The sequence below is a fragment of the Xanthomonas euroxanthea genome, from assembly GCF_903989455.1.
In the GTDB taxonomy this organism is placed as follows: domain Bacteria; phylum Pseudomonadota; class Gammaproteobacteria; order Xanthomonadales; family Xanthomonadaceae; genus Xanthomonas; species Xanthomonas euroxanthea.
In genome coordinates this window covers 4,509,132-4,527,723 of sequence record NZ_LR861803.1, presented here as the reverse complement: position 1 = coordinate 4,527,723, position 18,592 = coordinate 4,509,132, and the positions used below count along the sequence as shown (strand labels likewise).

The window sequence follows — 18,592 nt, the reverse complement described above, 5'->3', positions numbered from 1 at the left end:
GTCATCTGCAGTCGTGCCCCAACACTTGGCCTGCAAGGACGTTGTCATGTCATCGCTCCCACCGGTTCCGGCTGCAGCGCCTGGCAAGCTGCAATCGCCAACGTCTGCAGTCTGGTAACGGGTCCGCAAGCGCCGCCGCACTCCTGCGACCATGACCTAAGGCGCATTGCCGCAGCCGCTGCGGATGGGTAGGGTCGCGCTACTCAACTTGCGGATCCACCCCATGAAACCACTTGTTCTCGCCGTTGCGCTGGCGCTCGGTGCTTCGCTGCCATTGCAGGCACAGACCGCTCAGCCCGGGCAGGCCCAGCCTGCCACGCCGGCCTGGGTGCAGACCAGCAACGGCGACGCGCAGATCCTGCTGAACGCGCAGGCGCCGTTCCAGCCCGAATACGCTAGCTTCTTCGGCGTGCCCGGCTACGACGACCAGGTCATCGACCTGGGGCCGAACAACGCCGCGCGCTACCGCGATGCAATGAGCAAGGCGCGCACCGCGTTGCAGGCCAAGCTGGCGACCGAGCGCGACGTCAACGTGCGCCAGGACCTGCAGATCATGATTGCGGCGGCCGAACAGAACATCGAAGGCAGCCAGCTCAACGAGCGCTACCTGCTGCCGTGGAGCGACGCGCCGCAGCTGGTCTTCAGCGGCCTCAATGGATTGCTGTCCGACCAGACCGTGCCCGAGCGCCGCGCCAAGGCGCTGGATCGCCTCAAGCGTTACGTGGGCCTGGTGCCGGGCACGACGCCGACCACCACGCTGGCCCGCCAGCGCTACGAGGAACAGCTTGGCAACAAGGCCCTGCTGCAGCCGACCGAGCGCGAAGTGGAGCAGGCGCTGGCCAACGTGGACACCTACGTCGCCGGCATCGGCGAGTTGTTCGCCAAGTACAAGATCGCCGGCGCCGACGAAGCGCTCAAGGCGATGTCCACCCAGTTGAAGGAGTACGCCACCTGGACCCGCACCACGGTGCTGCCGAAAGCGCGCAAGGACACCCGCCTGCCCGAACCGCTGTATGCCTTCCAGCTCAAGCAGGTCGGCATCGACATCGCTCCGCAGCAGCTGATCCAGCGCGCGCAGCTGGAATTCATGGAAACCCGCTCGGCGATGCGTCAGCTGGCGCCGCTGGTGGCCAAGGCCAAGGGGGTGCAGGGCAGCGATTACGTGCAGGTGATCCGTGCGCTCAAGGGCAACAAGATCGCCGACGACCAGCTGGAAACCCACTACCGCGGCGTGATCGACCAGATCGACCCGATCATCCGTCAGCAGCACATCGTCGATGTGCCCAACCGTCCGATGCAGATGCGCCTGGGCAGCGCGGCCGAAAGCGCTGCGCAACCGGCACCGCACTTCCTGCCGGCCCCGCTGATCGGCAATACCGGCCAGCAGGGCCAGTTCGTGCTGCCGCTGGGCAACCCGACTGCCGACGGCGCCAAGAAGGAGCAGTACGACGACTTCAACTTCGGCTCGGCCGCCTGGACGCTCAGCGCACACGAAGGCCGCCCCGGCCATGAGCTGCAGTTCACCGCCATGGTCGAACGTGGCGTGTCGCTGGCGCGCAGCCTGTTCGCGTTCAACTCGGTGAACGTCGAAGGCTGGGCGCTGTATGCCGAAGCCGAAATGGTCCCGTACGAACCGCTCGACGGCCAGCTGATCGCCCTGCAGTTCCGCCTGCTGCGCGCCGCCCGCGCCATGCTCGACCCGATGCTCAACCTCGGCCTGATCGACCGCGAACGCGCACGCCAGGTGCTCGAAGACGATGTCGGCCTCTCGCCGGCGATGACCCGCCAGGAACTGGACCGCTACACCGTCCGCGCCCCCGGCCAGGCCGGCAGCTACTTCTACGGTTACACCCGCATCCTGGAACTGCGCATGCGCACCGAGCTGGTCCTGGGCAAGAAGTTCAACCGCCTGGCCTTCAACAACTTCCTGCTCGACCAGGGCCTGCTGCCGCCGGACCAGCTGGCCAAGGCGGTGGAGACGCAGTTCATCCCTGCGCAGCAGGGCAAGCGCTAAATCATGGCCTACGGGTAACGTTCGCCACGGTGGCTGCGGCATTCAACCAAATGGAAGCATGCCGCAGCCCCGGAATGAGGGTAGTGATGATGACAGTCGGCAGCAGCAGGCCAATGCCGCCCTGCTGCATGGCTTGCGAGCTCAGGCCTTCCACGTCATTACCCATCAGGCTGTTGATGCCTTTTGCGGCCCACAGCGCGGCGGCCACCTTGTAGGAGAGCTTGAGCACGATAGCCGAGACCACCGAGAGCATGGACATCGAGAACAGCGTGCCGATGACGTAGAACAGCCATTTCTTGAACAGGTCCTTGGTGGCATCGAACATGAGCGCCAGGACGAAGATCGGCCCGCCGCCGATCAGGAAGGCCATGGTGAACTTGAACAGCAGCAACATCGCACCGGCCGCCATGGCCGGGCTGGACGCGCCAATGCCTGCCATCAGCATGGCGCTGCGCTTTTGCTCAAGCGACTCCGGGTCGTCCGGGTCGATGCGCACCACATCCACCGCCGCCGAGGCGAGCTGGGTCAGCGCCAGATTCTGGTCGATCGCATCGGCCGACGTGGTGTCTTCTTCATCAGTGAACAGCTGATGCAGCTCCTTGTCCAGCTTCTGGGTGAGCGTCTTGTGCAGCGGGGCGCCGTTGGTGCCCAGACTGGTGGCGATCATCACGATGAAGACGATCTTGGTCGCCTTGCCCATCACAGCCATGGCCGACTCGCGCGACTGGCCGGTGGCCAGGCGGTAACCGACGATCAAGCTGTGGTGATGAATATTTTTATGTGACCAAGCGGCAACACTCACGAGAGGATCCTTCCATTCGTCGAACGGTCAGTATGCCTTACATGCTGTGGGCGGGTGAGGGCGTACGGTCAGGCGTAGGACGCATGCGCTGCTCATCAAGCGCTTGCGACTGGCGAATGCTTTCGTCCAAGGGAGGCATCGGGGCAGACAGGTCCACTTTGACCCGAAAACCTGGCGTCTGACCAACGATCCAGACATTGCCTTGCTGTAACGTCACGCTCTGCAGCTGATCGGCCCGCACGATGCCTTCGCGCTTTGCCTCCACCGTTGCATGCATCGCGATGGCCTCGGATGTGCCTGCAGGAAGTTTGCTGTGGATGGCTTGGTAAAGCTGGTCGTTGGGCACTGCTAATTGTGGCGTTTTGGATGCAGCTGTCTCAGCTGGCACCGCTCCAATTGCAACTGGCTTGAATGTGAACTTCTCCGCCAATGCCTTATCGACCGGTTGTGCATCCAGGCAGTCGATGCGACAGAGTGCAGGTGGCGCCAGGGCTGTTTGCACGCCGCGCGCGCCGGTCTTATCGTACAGCGAAGTGCTGTAGATAAACTGATGCTCCTCAGAGCGGTGGACGACATTCATTTCTGGCGCGCTCGGAACGGCACGTTTATCTAAAAAAGGCTGAGCACTTAAGCCGTTGAGATAATCCACCATGATGTTGCCGCTGCGGATGGCGAGGCCATTTTGGCTATAACTGCCACCGATGTCGCTATGCGCGCCACCTACGGTGACGTTGAGGAAGCGGCCGTCTTCTGTGCGGCCGGCATCCATAATAGCCGTGGACTGGAACAGATTGCGGCGCTCGTCCTCGGCAGTAATCTGGAAGCCGGAAATTACTGACGGCGGCAAGCGCCGGTCATGATCGCGCGGAACGCCAGTGCCGACAGGATCGAATAGGCCGACAGCCTGGGCAACTTGTCCTGGGGCAACCAGCGGCGGCTTGGTGAATTCGATATGCTCGATCAGGCCATTAGCCCCACGCTTGATCACCAGACCTTCCGGATCTTGGATGCCACGCTCGTGGACCAGGCGTGCGAAGCCGGCTGCTTGCTCAGCGCCACGGCTGAAACCTATCGGAGCGACACTGATCTTTGCCCCGGGGTCCTCTCGAATCCACTTCGCTGATTGCTCCGCAAATTTTACGTACATCTCTTCAAGGCGTGCCTCATAGGTGTAGCCCTGCATGAGATCGCGTGTACCGCCTAGCCCACCTTGGGTGCCGACACCTTCGACATATCCGGCGCCGATATTTTCAAGTCCCTCTTTCCTCCGTGCAGCATCAATCTGCAGGTAGGCTTCAGCGACATTGGTGCGATGCTCAGGCGCATCTTTGTACAAATTATTGCCAGTACCATCGAAGGCGGCAACAAATAAACGGGAATGTGGCTGCGCAGAGTCCACCATGATAGGTATTGTCTGGGTCGAGAGCGCTTTGCTCGCATCGCCGTAGCTAGCAATATCCTTTGCATCGGCTGGATAAGTGGTCACGCCATCCGGAAGGGGTTTCTTCTCCATGAAACATCTCCATGATTACAATGACAAAAAACAGCGAGCGCTAGTACGATCTCGTCCAAGCTATGACTAAGTCATCTCTAAAGCTACTGCGAGGATTTCCTGGGATCTGAGGGGTTTTTGTAGGGATGAAGGCACGCATGTAAACATTCACCGTACGATCATTCACCTCCAATACGATTTCCGGATCACCAATTGAAATACCCTCCGGGATATCTTCGCGTTTGACGTTATGACGAATCAGGCGGTCGTGAAAAATTTCTTCCAGATCGACCTTGGCCTCATGCGCTTGACCATCTTTTGAACGCCAGGAGATTTCAATGGGTGGCGGAAAGTTCTTCACGCCAAGATAGCCGCCACCGAGGTTGGAAGGATACTTGGCGCCCAGCGAGGCCGAAGACACTTCGAGCTTGTCGTCCGGGTCATCGATGAACAGGAAATTGTTATAGCGGACCTTGCATCCGTAGGTTGAGTAGCAGGCTGCACCAAAACTATGGCGTACAAACTTTAAGGGCCAATCTGCTACGGTATTATCCGGTTTCGCGTAAGCAGTATTCATTGGGTTGCACCCTGTGAGGAAAATTAGGGCTGAGCATATTAGTGTTGCTACGTTTAGATTCCGAATCATAAGATCAGAGTCCTGCAAATCTCAAAAGAATGCCGGCAATAGCGTGCAGTAGCAGAGATGACATCCCAACTGTCGACATTCATATCCAAATTATCTAACACATGCATGAGGCATAAATTTAAACCGATTCTTCAGAATTTTGAGAAGAGAATGCAGCACCTGCTGACCGGAAGCTTTTCCTTAAAATTTCTGGAATACCTGTTCAGTGCAATTGCTATAAATGATGGTGCACTGAGCAGGTGGTTTATTAGAATTTCTACACAGTGAGGATGCGCGGGCTGATGCCTCCGCAATCGTGGCGCTTCCTGCGAATTGTACCACTCCCCCCCCCGCCTGTTTTCCGTCTACTTCTGGTGTCGATATTGCGGCGCATTGATTGAAATATGTGAGCGTAACTGTGCAGTCTTGCTCGCCGTGTGAAGCGCATTTAGCCATTGCCTCATTCTGTGCTTCACTCTTTGAAAATTTACCTGTGGAAACTCCGTAATTGACAACTGAATCGATAGATCCCATTGCAATTGCGCCCCAGGTTTTAATCCATTTTCCTAAGGGACGAGCCTGTGGCTGCGAATTGTTCTGGGGCATTGGTGCGCATGCAACTGCTCCTTGTCCGCCAATGGGATACTGGCCCGGGGGGCAGCCACCCTCCGCGCGTGCAAAATTTGGAGTGAGAACTAAAAGAAACATTAAAGACCAATGGAATTTCATGCCTGCCCCAACCTAAATTCAGATGACTTGATTGTTATTTTGAGATGCGATGCCTCTGGAACCCGGAGTTGCTGGCTGTGCTGCTTGCGGCTCTCCCCCAGTGACCCGCAAATTGCTGGGGGTAGAAGGCAATGCTCCTGAATCATTTGGTGCCGACGTATTATTGCCACTCTGCCGCGGCATATAAGACCCCGGCGCCTGTCCTTGCGGCCCTGGGCTTGAGCCTGCCCGATCAAACGCCGAGAACGCCATGAAGCTACCCATGCTGCCCTGCCACAATGCAGCCGCGACAGTAGGCATGGTGATGATGACAGTGGTCAGCAGCAGGCCAATGCCGCCCTGCTGCATGGCTTGCGAGCTCAGGCCTTCCACGTCATTACCCATCAGGCTGTTGATGCCTTTTGCGGCCCACAGTGCTGCAGCCACCTTGTAAGAGAGCTTGAGCACGATAGCCGAGACCACCGAGAGCATGGACATCGAGAACAGCGTGCCGATGACGTAGAACAGCCATTTCTTGAACAGGTCCTTGGTGGCATCGAACATAAGCGCCAGAACGAAGATCGGCCCGACGCCGATCAAGAAGGCCATGGTGAACTTGAACAGCAGCAACATCGCACCGGCCGCCATGGCCGGGCTGGACGCGCCAATGCCTGCCATCAGCATGGCGCTGCGCTTTTGCTCAAGCGACTCCGGGTCGTCCGGGTCGATGCGCACCACATCCACCGCCGCCAAGGCGAGCTGGGTCAGCGCCAGGTTCTGGTCGATCGCATCGGCCGACGTGGTGTCTTCTTCATCAGTGAACAGCTGATGCAGCTCCTTGTCCAGGTTCTGGGTGAGCGTCTTGTGCAGCGGGGCGCCGTTGGCGCCCAGACTGGTGGCGATCATCACGATGAAGACGATCTTGGTCGCCTTGCCCATCACAGCCATGGCCGACTCGCGCGACTGCCCGGTGGCCAGGCGGTAACCCACAACCATCACCCAGAGCGTGGCCAACACCAGGGCTGCGATATTGACCCAATCCATCGCATTCTTCAGCAATTGCATGCCGAAATGGTCGATCTCGTGATTCAGGTAATCGTTGATCAGTTTGAAAAAGACGTAATCGCCGATGCCTGTATCGGCCATTGGCCGCAACCAGCTCATCGCCCCCTGGAAAACGCTGTCCATGATTCTTCCCGTTAATGCTGATATTGCGCGCCGTGATTCCCGACACGTGTTTAGTCGACCGACAGTGCCGTCTTTAGTGCAACAGCCTGAACGAGCTGGCCCAATATTTTATTCGGGCCCTTATCGCCGTTGAGTGCGCGCTTGGCCAACCGCTTCTGATCGTTCTTGAGTGCTACTTCATAAGAGTCGTACGCCTTGACCCTGGCCTGCCAATAATCAAGATCCATGGAGTTCTGCGTCATGAAGCGCGCTACTTCATTATCGTTGGCTGCGAGGGCGCCCTGGCTGGTGCCTACCGTTCTCCGCTGCCGTTCCACCCTGTTCTGGAAGTCCTGGTTGCGCTGGACCAACCGCTTGAGCATGCGTACCGATTCGTTGTAACGCGCATTGTCGGTCATCACCAGCAACTGGCAGACCTTGAGTTGTTGCGTGACCAAATCACCCTGCATATCGAGTGATATGTTGGGCATCGAGGACTTGATTGCGTTGCCCACTATCGAGACCATGTCACTGCCTCCAGCCCCGGGGCAGGCATTCTCCATCCCGTAGTTGAGGTCACGCTCGGTAAAGTTATCCTGCATCGTTGAGCCGGTCAGATTCAGGCTCTGCAGCTTGATCAACTGTTGCTGGTAGTGTGAATATTCCTTCTGGTATTGCGTCAACGTTTCCTTCCAACGATCGAAGTCCTTTCCGTATTCAGCAATCATGCTTTCCAGCGTCACCGGGTCATGGGTAATCACCTGTGCATTTGCTTGACCAGCGCAAAGCCCCACCGAGAGGAGTAGGCCTGCTGCAAGGCGTGAAAATGGCGCGCGTGAACGACGGACACGGTCAGTCATGGCAAGTCTCACTGAATTGGCTTGATACGGAAAAGACAGGCGAAAGCGCCAACGCGTCCTGTTGGCGGCTTGCCTGGGAGCGGGCGCAACGTTGCCGATACAGCCATAGGCGCCCGCGCTGGCGCTACTGTCAGCGCTGAAATTGTTCGTTTGAGTGCCTGCCACGGCCATCTTCCTTGTGTGCGGTTAAACGCAGGTCTGCCGTAAGGTGCCACAAAGCATGGCGAATTTCCATACTTTTTATGCTTGGTTGTATGATGAATGCCTTCAGACTTCCAGGGGGAGCACTCTTGGGAGACGTGCGTGCTAATCGTTCGTCATCGCAGGGAAGCTCTGGCCTATTGCTGTCTTGAAGCGCCTCTCAGGGTTCCTTCGTCGATGTATCCCTTGCCCCCGCCGGCACCCAGATCGCCATGCCGGCCGCGCGCTTCTGGGTGGTCGGGATGCCGATGCCCAGGCCGCCGCCGACGCGGCCGCCGTAGCTGCCGCCGCCCACCGACAGGCCGCCGCCGGAGCGTTCCGAGCCCACGCCGACGATGACCACGCCATTGGCGCCGAGCTTGGCCGCCTCACGCTTGAGGCGCTGCACGGCCGCATCGGTCTGGCCCTGGGTGCCGAAGCCGGCGGCGCTGGTGGATTCGAGCTGGGCGATCTCCACCGAGCCGACCGGTGCATTGGAGTACACCTGCACCTGCGCCGGGTCGATCGGTGCGCGCGCCTGGCCCAGCATCACCCTGGAACTGCTGGCGCAACCGGCCAGGAGCATGGCGAGCGCAGCGGCGATGACGACATGCTTGTTCATGATGCGGCCCCTGTTGACGACAGTGATGACGATGATCCGGCGCCCGGACTGAATCGCGCCGGACTTCGCCGCACCCTAGCCGTGCCCACGTGAGGCTGCCGCCAAGCCGCCATTGGTCAGGGTGACCACCTGCCCACGGCGTCTTGGCGGCCGCGGGGCTAAGCTGAGGCCATTCTTCAAGATGTCGAGGTGATACGTGGGATTGATCAGCCTGCTGTGGGGCATCGTGGCGCTGCTGTGGATGGTGCTGGCCTTCATCCCGTTGCTGGGCTGGGGCAACTGGTTCCTGATCCCGTTTGCGGCGGTGGGCGCGCTGATTGCCGCGATCGCGCTGCTGTTCACCTCGGCCGGCAATCGCGGGCGTGCCAAGACCGGTCTGCTGCTCAACGGCCTGGTGATCGTGGTCGGGGTGATCCGCCTGAGCCTGGGCGGCGGCGTGATCTAGCGCGCGGCGGCGCCCAAGCAGGTCGCGCAAGCCGGAAGGGCCTTGCCCCGGTTGGCGATGAAGAAGGTCGCCGCGTGGCACTGTCGCCATCCGAACGCGTTCCCTATGGGGTGAGCCGACCGTGCCCCGGCGAATCACGCTGGCATGAATCGCGGCGCGCTCCTGTCCGTTGCAGCGCTGCGACACTGCGTCGCAGCGCGTCTGGCGGCGGATGGCGGGCGTAAACTTGCCGGCTGCCGACAGGAGCCCACGATGGCCCATCCCCATTACCGTCCCCGCCGCATGCGCCACGATGCGTTTTCGCGGCGCCTGATGCGCGAAAACACGCTCACCACCGACGACCTGATCTGGCCGGTGTTCGTGCATGAATTGTCCGGCCGCGCGCCGATCGCCTCGATGCCGGGCGTGGAGCGTCTGTCGCTGGACGACTTGCTGCGCGAAGCCGAAGCGGCCCTGGAACTGGGTATCCCGGTGATCGACCTGTTCCCGGTGATCGACCCGGCCGGCAAGAGCCTGGACGCGGCCGAGGCCTGGAATCCGGACGGCCTGGCACAGCGTGCGGTACGTGCGCTCAAGGCGCGCTTTCCCGAACTCGGCATCATGACCGACGTGGCGCTGGACCCGTACACCACGCACGGCCAGGACGGCCTCATCGATGCCAAGGGCTATGTGCTCAACGAGATCACCGTCGAGGCGCTGGTCAGGCAATCGCTGTCGCATGCCGAAGCGGGTGTGGACATCATCTCGCCCTCGGACATGATGGATGGCCGCATCGGTGCGATCCGCCGCGCGCTGGATGCGCAGGACCATCTCAACGTGCGCATCATGGCCTACTCGGCCAAGTACGCCTCGGCGTTCTACGGTCCGTTCCGCGATGCGGTCGGCAGCGCCGGCAATCTCGGCAAGGCCGACAAGACCACCTATCAGATGGATCCGGCCAACAGCGACGAGGCGATGCGCGAGATCGCGCTGGACCTGGAAGAGGGCGCCGACATGGTGATGGTCAAGCCGGGCATGCCGTATCTGGATGTGGTGCGGCGGGTGAAGCAGGAATTCCGCGTGCCCACCTTCGCCTATCAGGTCAGCGGCGAGTACGCGATGCTCAAGGCGGCGGCCGCCAATGGCTGGCTGGACGAACGTCGTTGCGTGCTGGAAGCGCTGATGGCATTCAAGCGCGCCGGCGCCGATGGCGTGCTGACCTACTTCGCCCCCCAGGTGGCGCGTTGGTTGCGGGAAGGCTGAGTGCGGTGATGCGGTGGCGTGACGGCGTGCAGGCAAGGAATCGCTGCTTGCAGGTCTGGCTTGATGCGAGTCAGACGCACTGACTCCGCAGGCCGCGTTCTTCCGCGGCCTGGGCTTCGTGCAGAGCGCAGCAGGCGCCTGGATGAGCGAGGATCGTGCTGTGCAGCCAGCCTTGCCACGCTGATTGCAGAGGACCGGCAGATACCGGCAATGCGGCAATGATCGGGTGATCCCCATGCCGCATCGCATTGCGTCAGTGGCGTGAATCCCGAAAATCCGCAGCCAAACTGCGATAACGATTCTCATCTACAATAGCGGACCCCACTGTTTCAGGCAGTTCGCGCGTGCTCAAGACCGTCCTGTTCCAACTGCACTGGCTGCTCGGCATCACGGCCGGGCTGGTGCTGTCGGTAATGGGGCTGACCGGCGCGTTGATGACCTTCGAGAACGAGATCGTGCGGTTGGCCAACCCGGCGATCGCACAGCTGGCGCAGCGGCATGCGGCAGGCGAGCGGCCATTGCCGGTGGATGTGCTGCTGCGTCGGCTCGACCTGGATCAACGGCAGGCAGTCACGCGCATGCTGATCGATCCGACCGGCAAGCGTCCGTCCACCGCACGCCTGGCCGGCAAGGGGGGCGGCCGGGTGTATTTCGACCCGTATACCGGCGACAAGGTCGCCGCTCCGCGGTTGAGCGGCGCGTTTGCCTTCATCGAGGATCTGCATCGCCACCTGGCCGCCGGCAAGCGCGGCCAGGCAGTGACCGGTGCAAGTACCCTGATCCTGTTGTTCTTCTGCGCCTCCGGCCTGTATCTGCGTTGGCCGCGACGCTGGTGGAGCCTGCGTACCTGGTGGGCGGTGGAATGGCGACGGCAGGGGCGCAGTTTTCTGTGGAGCCTGCACGCGGTGTTCGGCACCTGGTGCCTGCTGGTATATCTGCTGGTGGCGCTGACCGGGCTGACCTGGTCCTACCCGTGGTACCGCGACGGCATGGTGGCCTTGCTCGGCACCGAGCCGGCGATGCGTGGCGACGGGCGCGATCATCGCCCGGCCACGGTGAATTTCGCGGCCGTGCAGCGCACCCTGGATGCCATCCCGGCCACGCACAGCACGGCATTGGACCTGCGCATCCCGCCGCGTGCGGGTCAACCGCTGAGCGTGCGCTTCCTGCCCGACCATCCCGACCACGACCGCGCCTACGACAATCTGGAAATCGAGCCAGGCAGCGGTGCGTTGCTGCGTCGCCAGGACTATGCGCTGCTGCCGCGTGGCCAACAGCTGCTGGTCAGCATGTTCCCGCTGCATTCGGGCAGTTTCTTCGGGCTGCCGGGCCGCATTGTGGTGATGCTGGCCAGTGTCGGCATGTCGGTGTTTTTCGTGACCGGCTGGATGCTGTATCTGGATCGCCGCCGCAAGAAGCGCGCGCTGCGTGCCGCGCGCGAGGTCCTGCACGGTGCGCCGGCGGCCTCGCAAGCCGAGCCCTGGTTGATCGGGTTCGCCAGCCAGAGCGGGTTTGCCGAACGGCTGGCCTGGCAGGCGGCCGGGCATCTGCAGGCCGCCGGTCTGCCGGTGCAGGTGCGCTCGCTGGCACAGCTCGGCGCGCAGCATCTGCAGGGCACCCGGCATGCCTTGTTCGTGGTCAGCACCTTTGGCGATGGCGAGCCGCCCGATACCGCGCGCAGCTTCGAGCGCGAGCTGTTGCGCCAGCGCATGACGCTGTCGCAGCTGACCTATGCCGTGCTGGCCCTGGGCGACCGCCAGTACGCGCAGTTCTGCGGGTTTTCGCGGCGCATCGAGCAGTGGCTGCAGGCGCAGGGCGCGCAGCCGCTGTTTCCGGCTGTGGAGATGGACAACACCGATCCGCAGGCCCTGGCGCAATGGCATGCGCAATTGGCGCAGATTGCCGGCGCGCCGGTGGCGGCCGTGCCGCTGGCGCGCCCGACCCTGCTGCACTGGACGTTGTCGACGCGCACGCATCTGAACCCGGGCAGCGAGGGCGCCCCGATCTGGCAGATCGATCTGCTGCCACCATCCGGCACGCAGTGGCAGGCCGGCGACATTCTCGAAGTGCAGCCGGCGCATGCCTACACCCACGTCCGCGCGTGCCTGGCCGCCTGGGGGCTGCCGCCCGACGCGCTGGTGCATGTGGATGCGCAGCTGCTGCCGCTGCAGCAGGCCGTTGCCGAGCGCGTGCTGCCGGAGCCGCCCACGCGCCCGCCAACGCCGCATCCGGATCCACAGACCTGGCTGGATGCCTGCGCCTGGCTGCCGACCCGCGACTACTCGCTGGCCAGCGTGCCGGCCGACGGCGTGGCGAGCGCGGTGGTGCGCCTGACCACAGCCGCCGACGGCAGCCCCGGCCTGGGCTCGGGCTGGCTGATCTGCCACGCACCCATCGGGATGCAGATACGCGCGCGGCTGCGCACCAATCCCGGTTTCCATCGCGTCGAACAGGCGCCGATGGTGTTGATCGGCAACGGCACCGGTATCGCCGGCTTGCGCGCCCTGCTGCGCGAGGCCGAGCTGGCCGGTGTGCACGGGCACTGGCTGCTGTTCGGCGAACGGCAGGCCGCACACGATGCTCTGTTCGCCGACGAACTGCAGGCCTGGCAGGCGCGTGGTCACCTGCAGCAACTCGATCAGGTGTTCTCGCGCGACCAGGCGCACAAGCGCTACGTGCAGCATCACTTGCGCGAAGCCGGCGACACCTTGCGCCACTGGATCGACCGCGGTGCGGTGATCCATGTCTGCGGCAGCCTGGACAGCATGGCGCGTGAGGTCGATGCCGCGCTGCGCGAACTGCTGGGCGAGACGCGACTGGAGTCGCTGACCGCGGCGGGGCGTTACCGGCGCGATGTCTATTGAGCGAGGTCATGACCGCTGCATTGCGGCGTTGGAATGCTGACAAACCATAGCGAGCGCGCGTCAATCAGGTGCGAACGGCGTGGAGGAATCGCAGTGCATCCGGAGAGTTAATCGGCCGCTTCTGTTGGATGCGGTCAAAAGCCTGGCTAATCGAGTGCGCGGTGCCCTCACCACTTGCGGGACACGCCGTAAACCCGTCCCTCGGGGCTCGGTGGCGGCATCCACGCCGCCACACGGTTCCGGAACCGGCGAGGACACCGCACCAGCGAGTTGGTCGGCGCTCATCTCAAAGGTTGTCTGTCGTGCGGCGTGCATAGACATGGAGCCGATGCTTCATGATCGAACAAGGCGCATCCAGCACTGCTCTTCCATGCGCACCGACCATCTCGACTGGTCCTTGCCCGTCCGCCGTCGCGGGACCTTACGCGGCATGGATGCCGCGTAAGAGCCTCCATGGATGGATTCACGGCGTGTCCCGCGATGGTGGGCGGGCAAGGGCCCCTCGGCAAAGCCGCAGCTCAGCAGCCGAGCAGCTCAGCTGCCCTGCAGCCAGGTCTCAGATCAACAGGCGGGCAGTGAAAACGCACCGGGCGAGACGTTCTATCGCTGATCAGCCGCCCTGCACCAAGGGCCCGGATCAGCACTTCGCCATAGACCGACGCGACATAGTCTGGCTGGCCGCTCCTTGCCTGAATCTGCACATCCAGCCACCTCAACGGCAGCTCGTATCTCCCTCCGCCGCCGGTGCCTTCATCCGGTAGATGTCCAGCTGCCCCGCACGCGGTGCGCGCGCGCTGCCGGTCACCAGCAACTCGCCCGGCTTGGCCGCGTCCATTACCGCACCGAAGGTGCGTTCCTGCGGCCCGTTGAACGACAGCGGCAGCGCATGGCCCACGGTGTAATGGCCGTTGTTGCAGGTCGCCAGCACCAACTGGCTGGGGCCGTCCCGTTGACCGCGTGCCCATACCAGCCCCCGTCCATCGCCGAGCCAGGCCGCATCCAGCTCGTCGGCAGCGCTGTTGATGTCGCTCAACGGCACCGGCGCCGCAAAGGCCTGCCCGTCCCAGCGCGCCACGAACAGGTCCATGCCGCCGGCGCCGCCGTGGCCGTCGCTGGCGAACACCAGACGCGTGCCGTCCAGCGACAGCGTCGGGGAACGCTCGTTGCCGCGGCTGTTGATCGGCGCACCCAGCGATTGCACCGCGCCGATCCGGCCCTGCGCATCCACCGGCGCGCGATACAGGTCTGCGCCGCCGGTACCGCCGGGCCGGCTGGAGGCAAATAGCAGCCAGCGGCCATCGGCACTGAACAGCGGGGAGGTCTCGTCCTGCGCGGTGTTGATCGGCAGCACTTCGGCGTTCTGCCAACGCCCGCCGCTCAACCGGGCCTGCCACAGATCCCAGCCGCCGGTACCGCCGGCGCGGTCGCTGGCCCAGACGATGCGTTGCCCGTCCGGACTCAGCGTGGCGCGCGCCTCGTTGGCCGGCGTGGAGACCACACCCATGCCTTCGATGCCGAATTCGGCAAGCCCCGAAGCGGCCGGGACGCAGAGTAAACTTGCCGCCAGCGCGAGCAGCGTCCATCGAAGTTGCATGCGGTGTTCCTGTCTCAAGTCGCGCACAGTCTAGTCAACCAGAGAGCGTTTCATGCCCGTATCCCGTTATGCCGTGTTCGGTCACCCCGTCGCCCATTCGCTGTCGCCGGCCATCCATGCCGACTTCGGGAAGCAGACCGGCATCGCGCTGGACTACACCGCCATCGACGCAGCGCCGGAAGCATTCGCTGCCGCGCTGGAGCGCTTCGCCGACGAAGGCGGCAAGGGTGCAAACGTGACCCTGCCGTTGAAGGAGGCTGCCTGTGCGTTGTCGGCCAGCCTGAGCGAGCGCGCGCGTCTGGCCGGTGCGGTCAATACGCTGGTGCGCAACGACGGCCGCTGGGAGGGCGACAACACCGATGGCGCCGGCCTGGTGCGCGATCTCACCGACCGGCACGGGCTGGATCTGCGCGGTCGCCGTGTGCTGCTGCTGGGCGCCGGCGGTGCCGCGCGCGGCGTGGCGCCGGCGCTGCTGGAAGCGGGCATCACCGAAATGGTGGTGGTGAACCGCTCGCCCGAGCGCGCCGATGCCTTGTGCGATGCGCTTGGCGAACCGGGGCGGGTGGTCTCGCGCTACATCGAAGACCTGCGCGACCTGGGCGACTTCGAACTGATCGTCAATGCCACCGCAGCCGGGCGTGATCGCGACGCCGGTGCGTTCGCCATGCCGCTGGGTCTGGTCAACAGCCTCACCGCAGCGGTCGATCTCAATTACGGCGCCACCGCCATCGCCTTCCTGGCCTGGGCACGTGCGGCGCAATGCCGCTACGCCGTCGATGGCCTGGGCATGCTGGTGGAGCAGGCCGCCGAGAGTTTCGCGCTGTGGCATGGCGTGCGCCCGGACACCGACCCGGTGTACGCCGCGCTGCGCGCGCGCGAGGCCCTCCTGGTCAGTGCCGACTGAGGTGGGCAGCGTCACCGCCACCGATATCCTGCTGACCCTGGTCACCAGCCTGCTGTCGCGCGTGCCGATGCTGATCGCGCTGCTGCTCGGGCTGGTTCTGCTGTGGCGTGCCTCGCAAAGCCCGTTGCGGCGTGCCGGGCTGGCCGCGCTCTGGCTGCTGCTGGGCTGCCTGTTTGCCGAGGTTGCCTTCCAGGCGATTCCGATGCTGCTGCTGCAGCAAGGCAATGTGCGTCAGATCAGCATGGTGGTCAGCATCGCCCACTTCGTGCTGGTGGCGGTGCAAGGCGTGGGCATCGGCGTGCTGGTGTGGACGCTGGCAGGCAGCCTGCAACGGATGCCGCCCACCACCGGCCCGCGCCCATGATTCCGCTCAAAGCCATCGCGCTGGTGGTGGTCGGGCTGGTCAGCGCCGGGCAGGGTGGGTGGACGCTGCTGCATCCGCAGGCGCTGGCCGCGGTCAATCGCGGCGGCCTGCTGTATGAACGCTTCGGGCCCACTGGCGTGGGCGCCGGCATGTTGCTGATGGGCGTCGCGATGGTGGTCATCGGACTGGTCTGGGCGCGCCATGCATGGCCGCGGCGGCCGCAAGGCCGCTGACGACATGAGGCGACGCTGCCTGCTCGTTGCAGGTGGCGCAGGGTGGTTCGGTCGGCATCCATTGCGCGACCCTTCGGGTCAGGACTTGTGGCCAGTGCCTGCCGGCGCTGATCGGATCCGAGGCATGCGGTGGCCGTGCAGCGTGCGCACCCGGGAACAGGGTGGCGGCGGCGCCCTGCGCCAGCAAACACGTTCAGCCGAGCGCCGTGCCGGTCGCAGGCGCTGCGCCGGTCCGTGCGAAAATAGCCCGATGAATGAAGTTGCCCCACCGGCCGCGCCGTCGGCGCCCGTTCCCACCCAGCGTGTTCTGACCGACCCGATCAAGGCCGGCATCCGCGAGGCTTACGCCAAGCTGCAGGCCAACACGCCCGGCTTCGCCACCCGGCGGGCGCAGAGCCAGATGATCGGCTTGGTCTCGCGCGCGCTGGCCACCTCCGGTGGCATCGGCATTGCCGAGGCGCCTACCGGCGTCGGCAAGAGCCTGGGCTATCTCACCGCCGGCGTGCCGATCGCGCTGGCCACCAAGAAAAAGCTGGTCATCAGCACCGGCACCGTGGCGCTGCAATCGCAGCTGGTGGAGCGCGACATCCCGGCCTTCCTCAAGGCCACCGGCCTGGAAGCCACGGTTGCGCTGGCCAAGGGCCGCACCCGCTACCTGTGCACGCGCAACGCCGCCGAGCTGCAGGGCGAAACCAGCCAGGAAGGCATGTTCGACGACGAGCAGGTGCTCTACGACCGCCCGCTCAGCCCGGCCGACGCGGATCTGGCCAAGCGCCTGGCCAAGGCCTACGCCGAGCGCAGCTGGAACGGCGATCTGGACGATGCGCCCGAACAGGTCTCGGTACCGCTGCGGCTGCGCATCACCACGCCGGCCTCCGGCTGTGCCGGCCGCCGCTGCAGCTACGCCGCGCAATGCCCGGTGCTGAAGGCGCGCACCGACGTGCGCGAAGCGCAGATCGTGGTCACCAACCATGCACTGCTGCTGTCGTCGCTGTCGCTGGGCGATGCCGAGAATGGCCAGCCATTGATCGCCCCGCCCGCCGACATGCTGCTGGTGCTCGACGAAGGCCACCACATCGCCGGCGTGGCGATCGACCAGGGCGCGGCCAACCTGCCATTGGACGAGATGGCCAAGCGCACCGGCCGGTTGCAGATCCTCATCGCCGCCGCCTACCGCGCCGTGGACAAGGACAAGCTCGGCAACCTGCTGCCCAACGAGGCGATCGAGGTGGCCGCGCGCGTGTCCAAGCTGCTCAAGGCCTTCCATGCCGAGGTCGAACGCGTGTGGAAGCCCGAGCCCGGCGAGCGCGATCCCCTGTGGCGTGCGGCCAATGGCAAGCTGCCGCCGCAGTGGGGCCCGGCCATCGAAGAACTCGGCGAAGAAACCCGCGCGTTGTTCAACTGGGTGCATGCCGCGCACAGCGCGATCGCCAAGGGCAAGCAGGACGATGCGGCGCGCGAACGCCTGCAGCGCAGCCTCGGCCTGGCCCTGGAGATGGCCGAGCAGCAACACAATCTGTGGAGCGGCTGGCGGCGCGAGGACAAGGAAGGCCAGCCGCCGATGGCGCGCTGGATCACCCTCTCGCGCGACGGCGATCTGATCTGCCATTGCTCGCCGGTGTCGGCCGCGCAGGTGCTGCGCACGATGATCTGGAACGAAGTGGATTCGGTGGTGATGACCTCGGCCACCTTGACCGGTGGCGGCGATTTCCAATCGTTTGCCATCGACAACGGCCTGCCCGATCACGCCGAGATGGCCTCGTTGGCCTCACCGTTCGACCTGCCCAACCAGGCCGAGTTGATCGTGCCCAATTTCCCGGTCACCCCCGACGACCGCGAAGGCCACCCGAAGGAAGTCGCGCGTTACCTGGTGCGCGAACTCGACTGGACGTCCAAGGGCAGCATCGTGCTGTTCACCTCGCGCTGGAAGATGGAAAAGGTCGCCGACCTGATGCCGCTGGCGCAGCGCAACCGCGTACTGGTGCAGGGCGAGGGCAACAAGTCGCAACTGATCACCGAGCACATGCGCCGCATCGCCGCCGGCGAGGGCTCGGTGCTGTTTGGCCTGAACTCCTTCGGCGAAGGCCTGGACCTGCCCGGCGATGCCTGCACCACCGTGGTCATCACCCAGGTGCCGTTTGCGGTGCCGACCGACCCGCAGACCTCGACCTTGAGCGAATGGCTGGAAAGCCGCGGCCATAACGCCTTCAACCTGATCGCCATCCCGCACGCGCTGCGCACGCTCACGCAGTTTGCAGGCCGCTTGATCCGCAGTTCCAGCGACCACGGCCGCGTGATCATCCTCGACTCGCGCCTGCTCACGCGCCGCTATGGCAAACGCATCATCGACGCGCTGCCGCCGTTCAAGCGGGTGATCGGCTAGCGGCGCCAAGCCTGCGCCAGTCCTGCACGGAGGATGAACCGTCCGTCTCGCAGAGTGCCGCTGTCACGCGTTTGCGGTGCATGACCGTGCCCG

General features: G+C 63.9%; 15 protein-coding genes and 1 pseudogene. 8 read left to right on the top strand and 8 right to left on the bottom strand.

The features are described 5' to 3' along the window. Positions 1-223: 223 nt before the first annotated feature. Complete coding sequence (locus H7A86_RS18985; protein WP_180707947.1) at positions 224-2,014, top strand: DUF885 domain-containing protein; 1,791 nt, start codon at positions 224-226, stop codon at positions 2,012-2,014. 46 nt (positions 2,015-2,060) lie between these two features. Here H7A86_RS18985 and H7A86_RS18980 read toward each other — a convergent pair. The 7 genes and pseudogenes from H7A86_RS18980 to H7A86_RS18945 form a co-directional block, all read right to left on the bottom strand. Beyond that, positions 2,061-2,723: pseudogene (locus H7A86_RS18980) on the bottom strand (type IV secretion system protein); the annotation flags it as partial. 130 nt (positions 2,724-2,853) lie between these two features. After that, on the bottom strand, positions 2,854-4,329 hold the full coding sequence (locus H7A86_RS21100; RefSeq protein ID WP_232099131.1) for a T6SS phospholipase effector Tle1-like catalytic domain-containing protein: 1,476 nt from the start codon (positions 4,327-4,329) through the stop codon (positions 2,854-2,856). Positions 4,330-4,369: 40 nt separating this feature from the next. Next, positions 4,370-4,885 (bottom strand): hypothetical protein, encoded by a 516-nt coding sequence (locus H7A86_RS18965; protein ID WP_146096059.1) that lies wholly within the window; start codon positions 4,883-4,885, stop codon positions 4,370-4,372. A gap of 249 nt (positions 4,886-5,134) precedes the next feature. After that, entirely contained in the window at positions 5,135-5,467 is a 333-nt protein-coding gene (locus tag H7A86_RS21095) for a DUF4189 domain-containing protein (RefSeq protein WP_232099350.1), read from the bottom strand. Between the two features lie 213 nt (positions 5,468-5,680). After that, a complete protein-coding gene (locus H7A86_RS18955; RefSeq protein WP_119131609.1) occupies positions 5,681-6,829 on the bottom strand; it encodes a TrbL/VirB6 family protein in 1,149 nt (382 codons plus the stop codon). A gap of 50 nt (positions 6,830-6,879) precedes the next feature. Next, positions 6,880-7,833, bottom strand: a complete 954-nt coding sequence (locus H7A86_RS18950; protein ID WP_425509732.1) for a hypothetical protein — start codon at positions 7,831-7,833, stop codon at positions 6,880-6,882. Positions 7,834-8,029: 196 nt separating this feature from the next. Then, positions 8,030-8,470: a hypothetical protein gene (locus H7A86_RS18945; RefSeq protein ID WP_119131611.1), complete on the bottom strand. Its 441-nt coding sequence runs from the start codon at positions 8,468-8,470 to the stop codon at positions 8,030-8,032. Positions 8,471-8,672: 202 nt separating this feature from the next. Between H7A86_RS18945 and H7A86_RS18940 the strand changes: the two genes are divergently transcribed. From H7A86_RS18940 to H7A86_RS18930, 3 genes are all read left to right on the top strand, one after another. Further along, a complete protein-coding gene (locus H7A86_RS18940) occupies positions 8,673-8,915 on the top strand; it encodes a hypothetical protein (protein ID WP_005989387.1) in 243 nt (80 codons plus the stop codon). 252 nt (positions 8,916-9,167) lie between these two features. Next, on the top strand, positions 9,168-10,157 hold the full coding sequence (hemB, locus tag H7A86_RS18935; protein ID WP_104584204.1) for a porphobilinogen synthase: 990 nt from the start codon (positions 9,168-9,170) through the stop codon (positions 10,155-10,157). A 344-nt stretch (positions 10,158-10,501) separates the two neighbouring features. Further along, positions 10,502-13,021, top strand: a complete 2,520-nt coding sequence (locus H7A86_RS18930; protein WP_119131612.1) for a PepSY domain-containing protein — start codon at positions 10,502-10,504, stop codon at positions 13,019-13,021. A 712-nt stretch (positions 13,022-13,733) separates the two neighbouring features. Here the strand turns inward: H7A86_RS18930 and H7A86_RS18925 are convergent. Further along, complete coding sequence (locus H7A86_RS18925) at positions 13,734-14,615, bottom strand: TolB family protein (RefSeq protein ID WP_119131613.1); 882 nt, start codon at positions 14,613-14,615, stop codon at positions 13,734-13,736. A 52-nt stretch (positions 14,616-14,667) separates the two neighbouring features. On the opposite strand from H7A86_RS18925, the gene aroE reads away from it, so the two are divergent. The 4 genes from aroE (at position 14,668) to dinG (ending at position 18,499) form a co-directional block, all read left to right on the top strand. Beyond that, a complete protein-coding gene (aroE, locus tag H7A86_RS18920) occupies positions 14,668-15,519 on the top strand; it encodes a shikimate dehydrogenase (protein WP_104584212.1) in 852 nt (283 codons plus the stop codon). Next, positions 15,509-15,883 carry a hypothetical protein gene (locus H7A86_RS18915; protein ID WP_180707946.1) on the top strand — a complete coding sequence of 125 codons (375 nt, stop codon included), beginning with the start codon at positions 15,509-15,511 and terminating at the stop codon, positions 15,881-15,883. The genes aroE and H7A86_RS18915 overlap by 11 nt, the downstream gene beginning before the upstream one ends. Continuing rightward, positions 15,880-16,116, top strand: a complete 237-nt coding sequence (locus H7A86_RS18910) for a hypothetical protein (protein ID WP_119131615.1) — start codon at positions 15,880-15,882, stop codon at positions 16,114-16,116. The genes H7A86_RS18915 and H7A86_RS18910 overlap by 4 nt, the downstream gene beginning before the upstream one ends. 250 nt (positions 16,117-16,366) lie before the next feature. Then, positions 16,367-18,499, top strand: a complete 2,133-nt coding sequence (dinG, locus tag H7A86_RS18905; protein ID WP_119129818.1) for an ATP-dependent DNA helicase DinG — start codon at positions 16,367-16,369, stop codon at positions 18,497-18,499. Positions 18,500-18,592 lie beyond the last annotated feature (93 nt).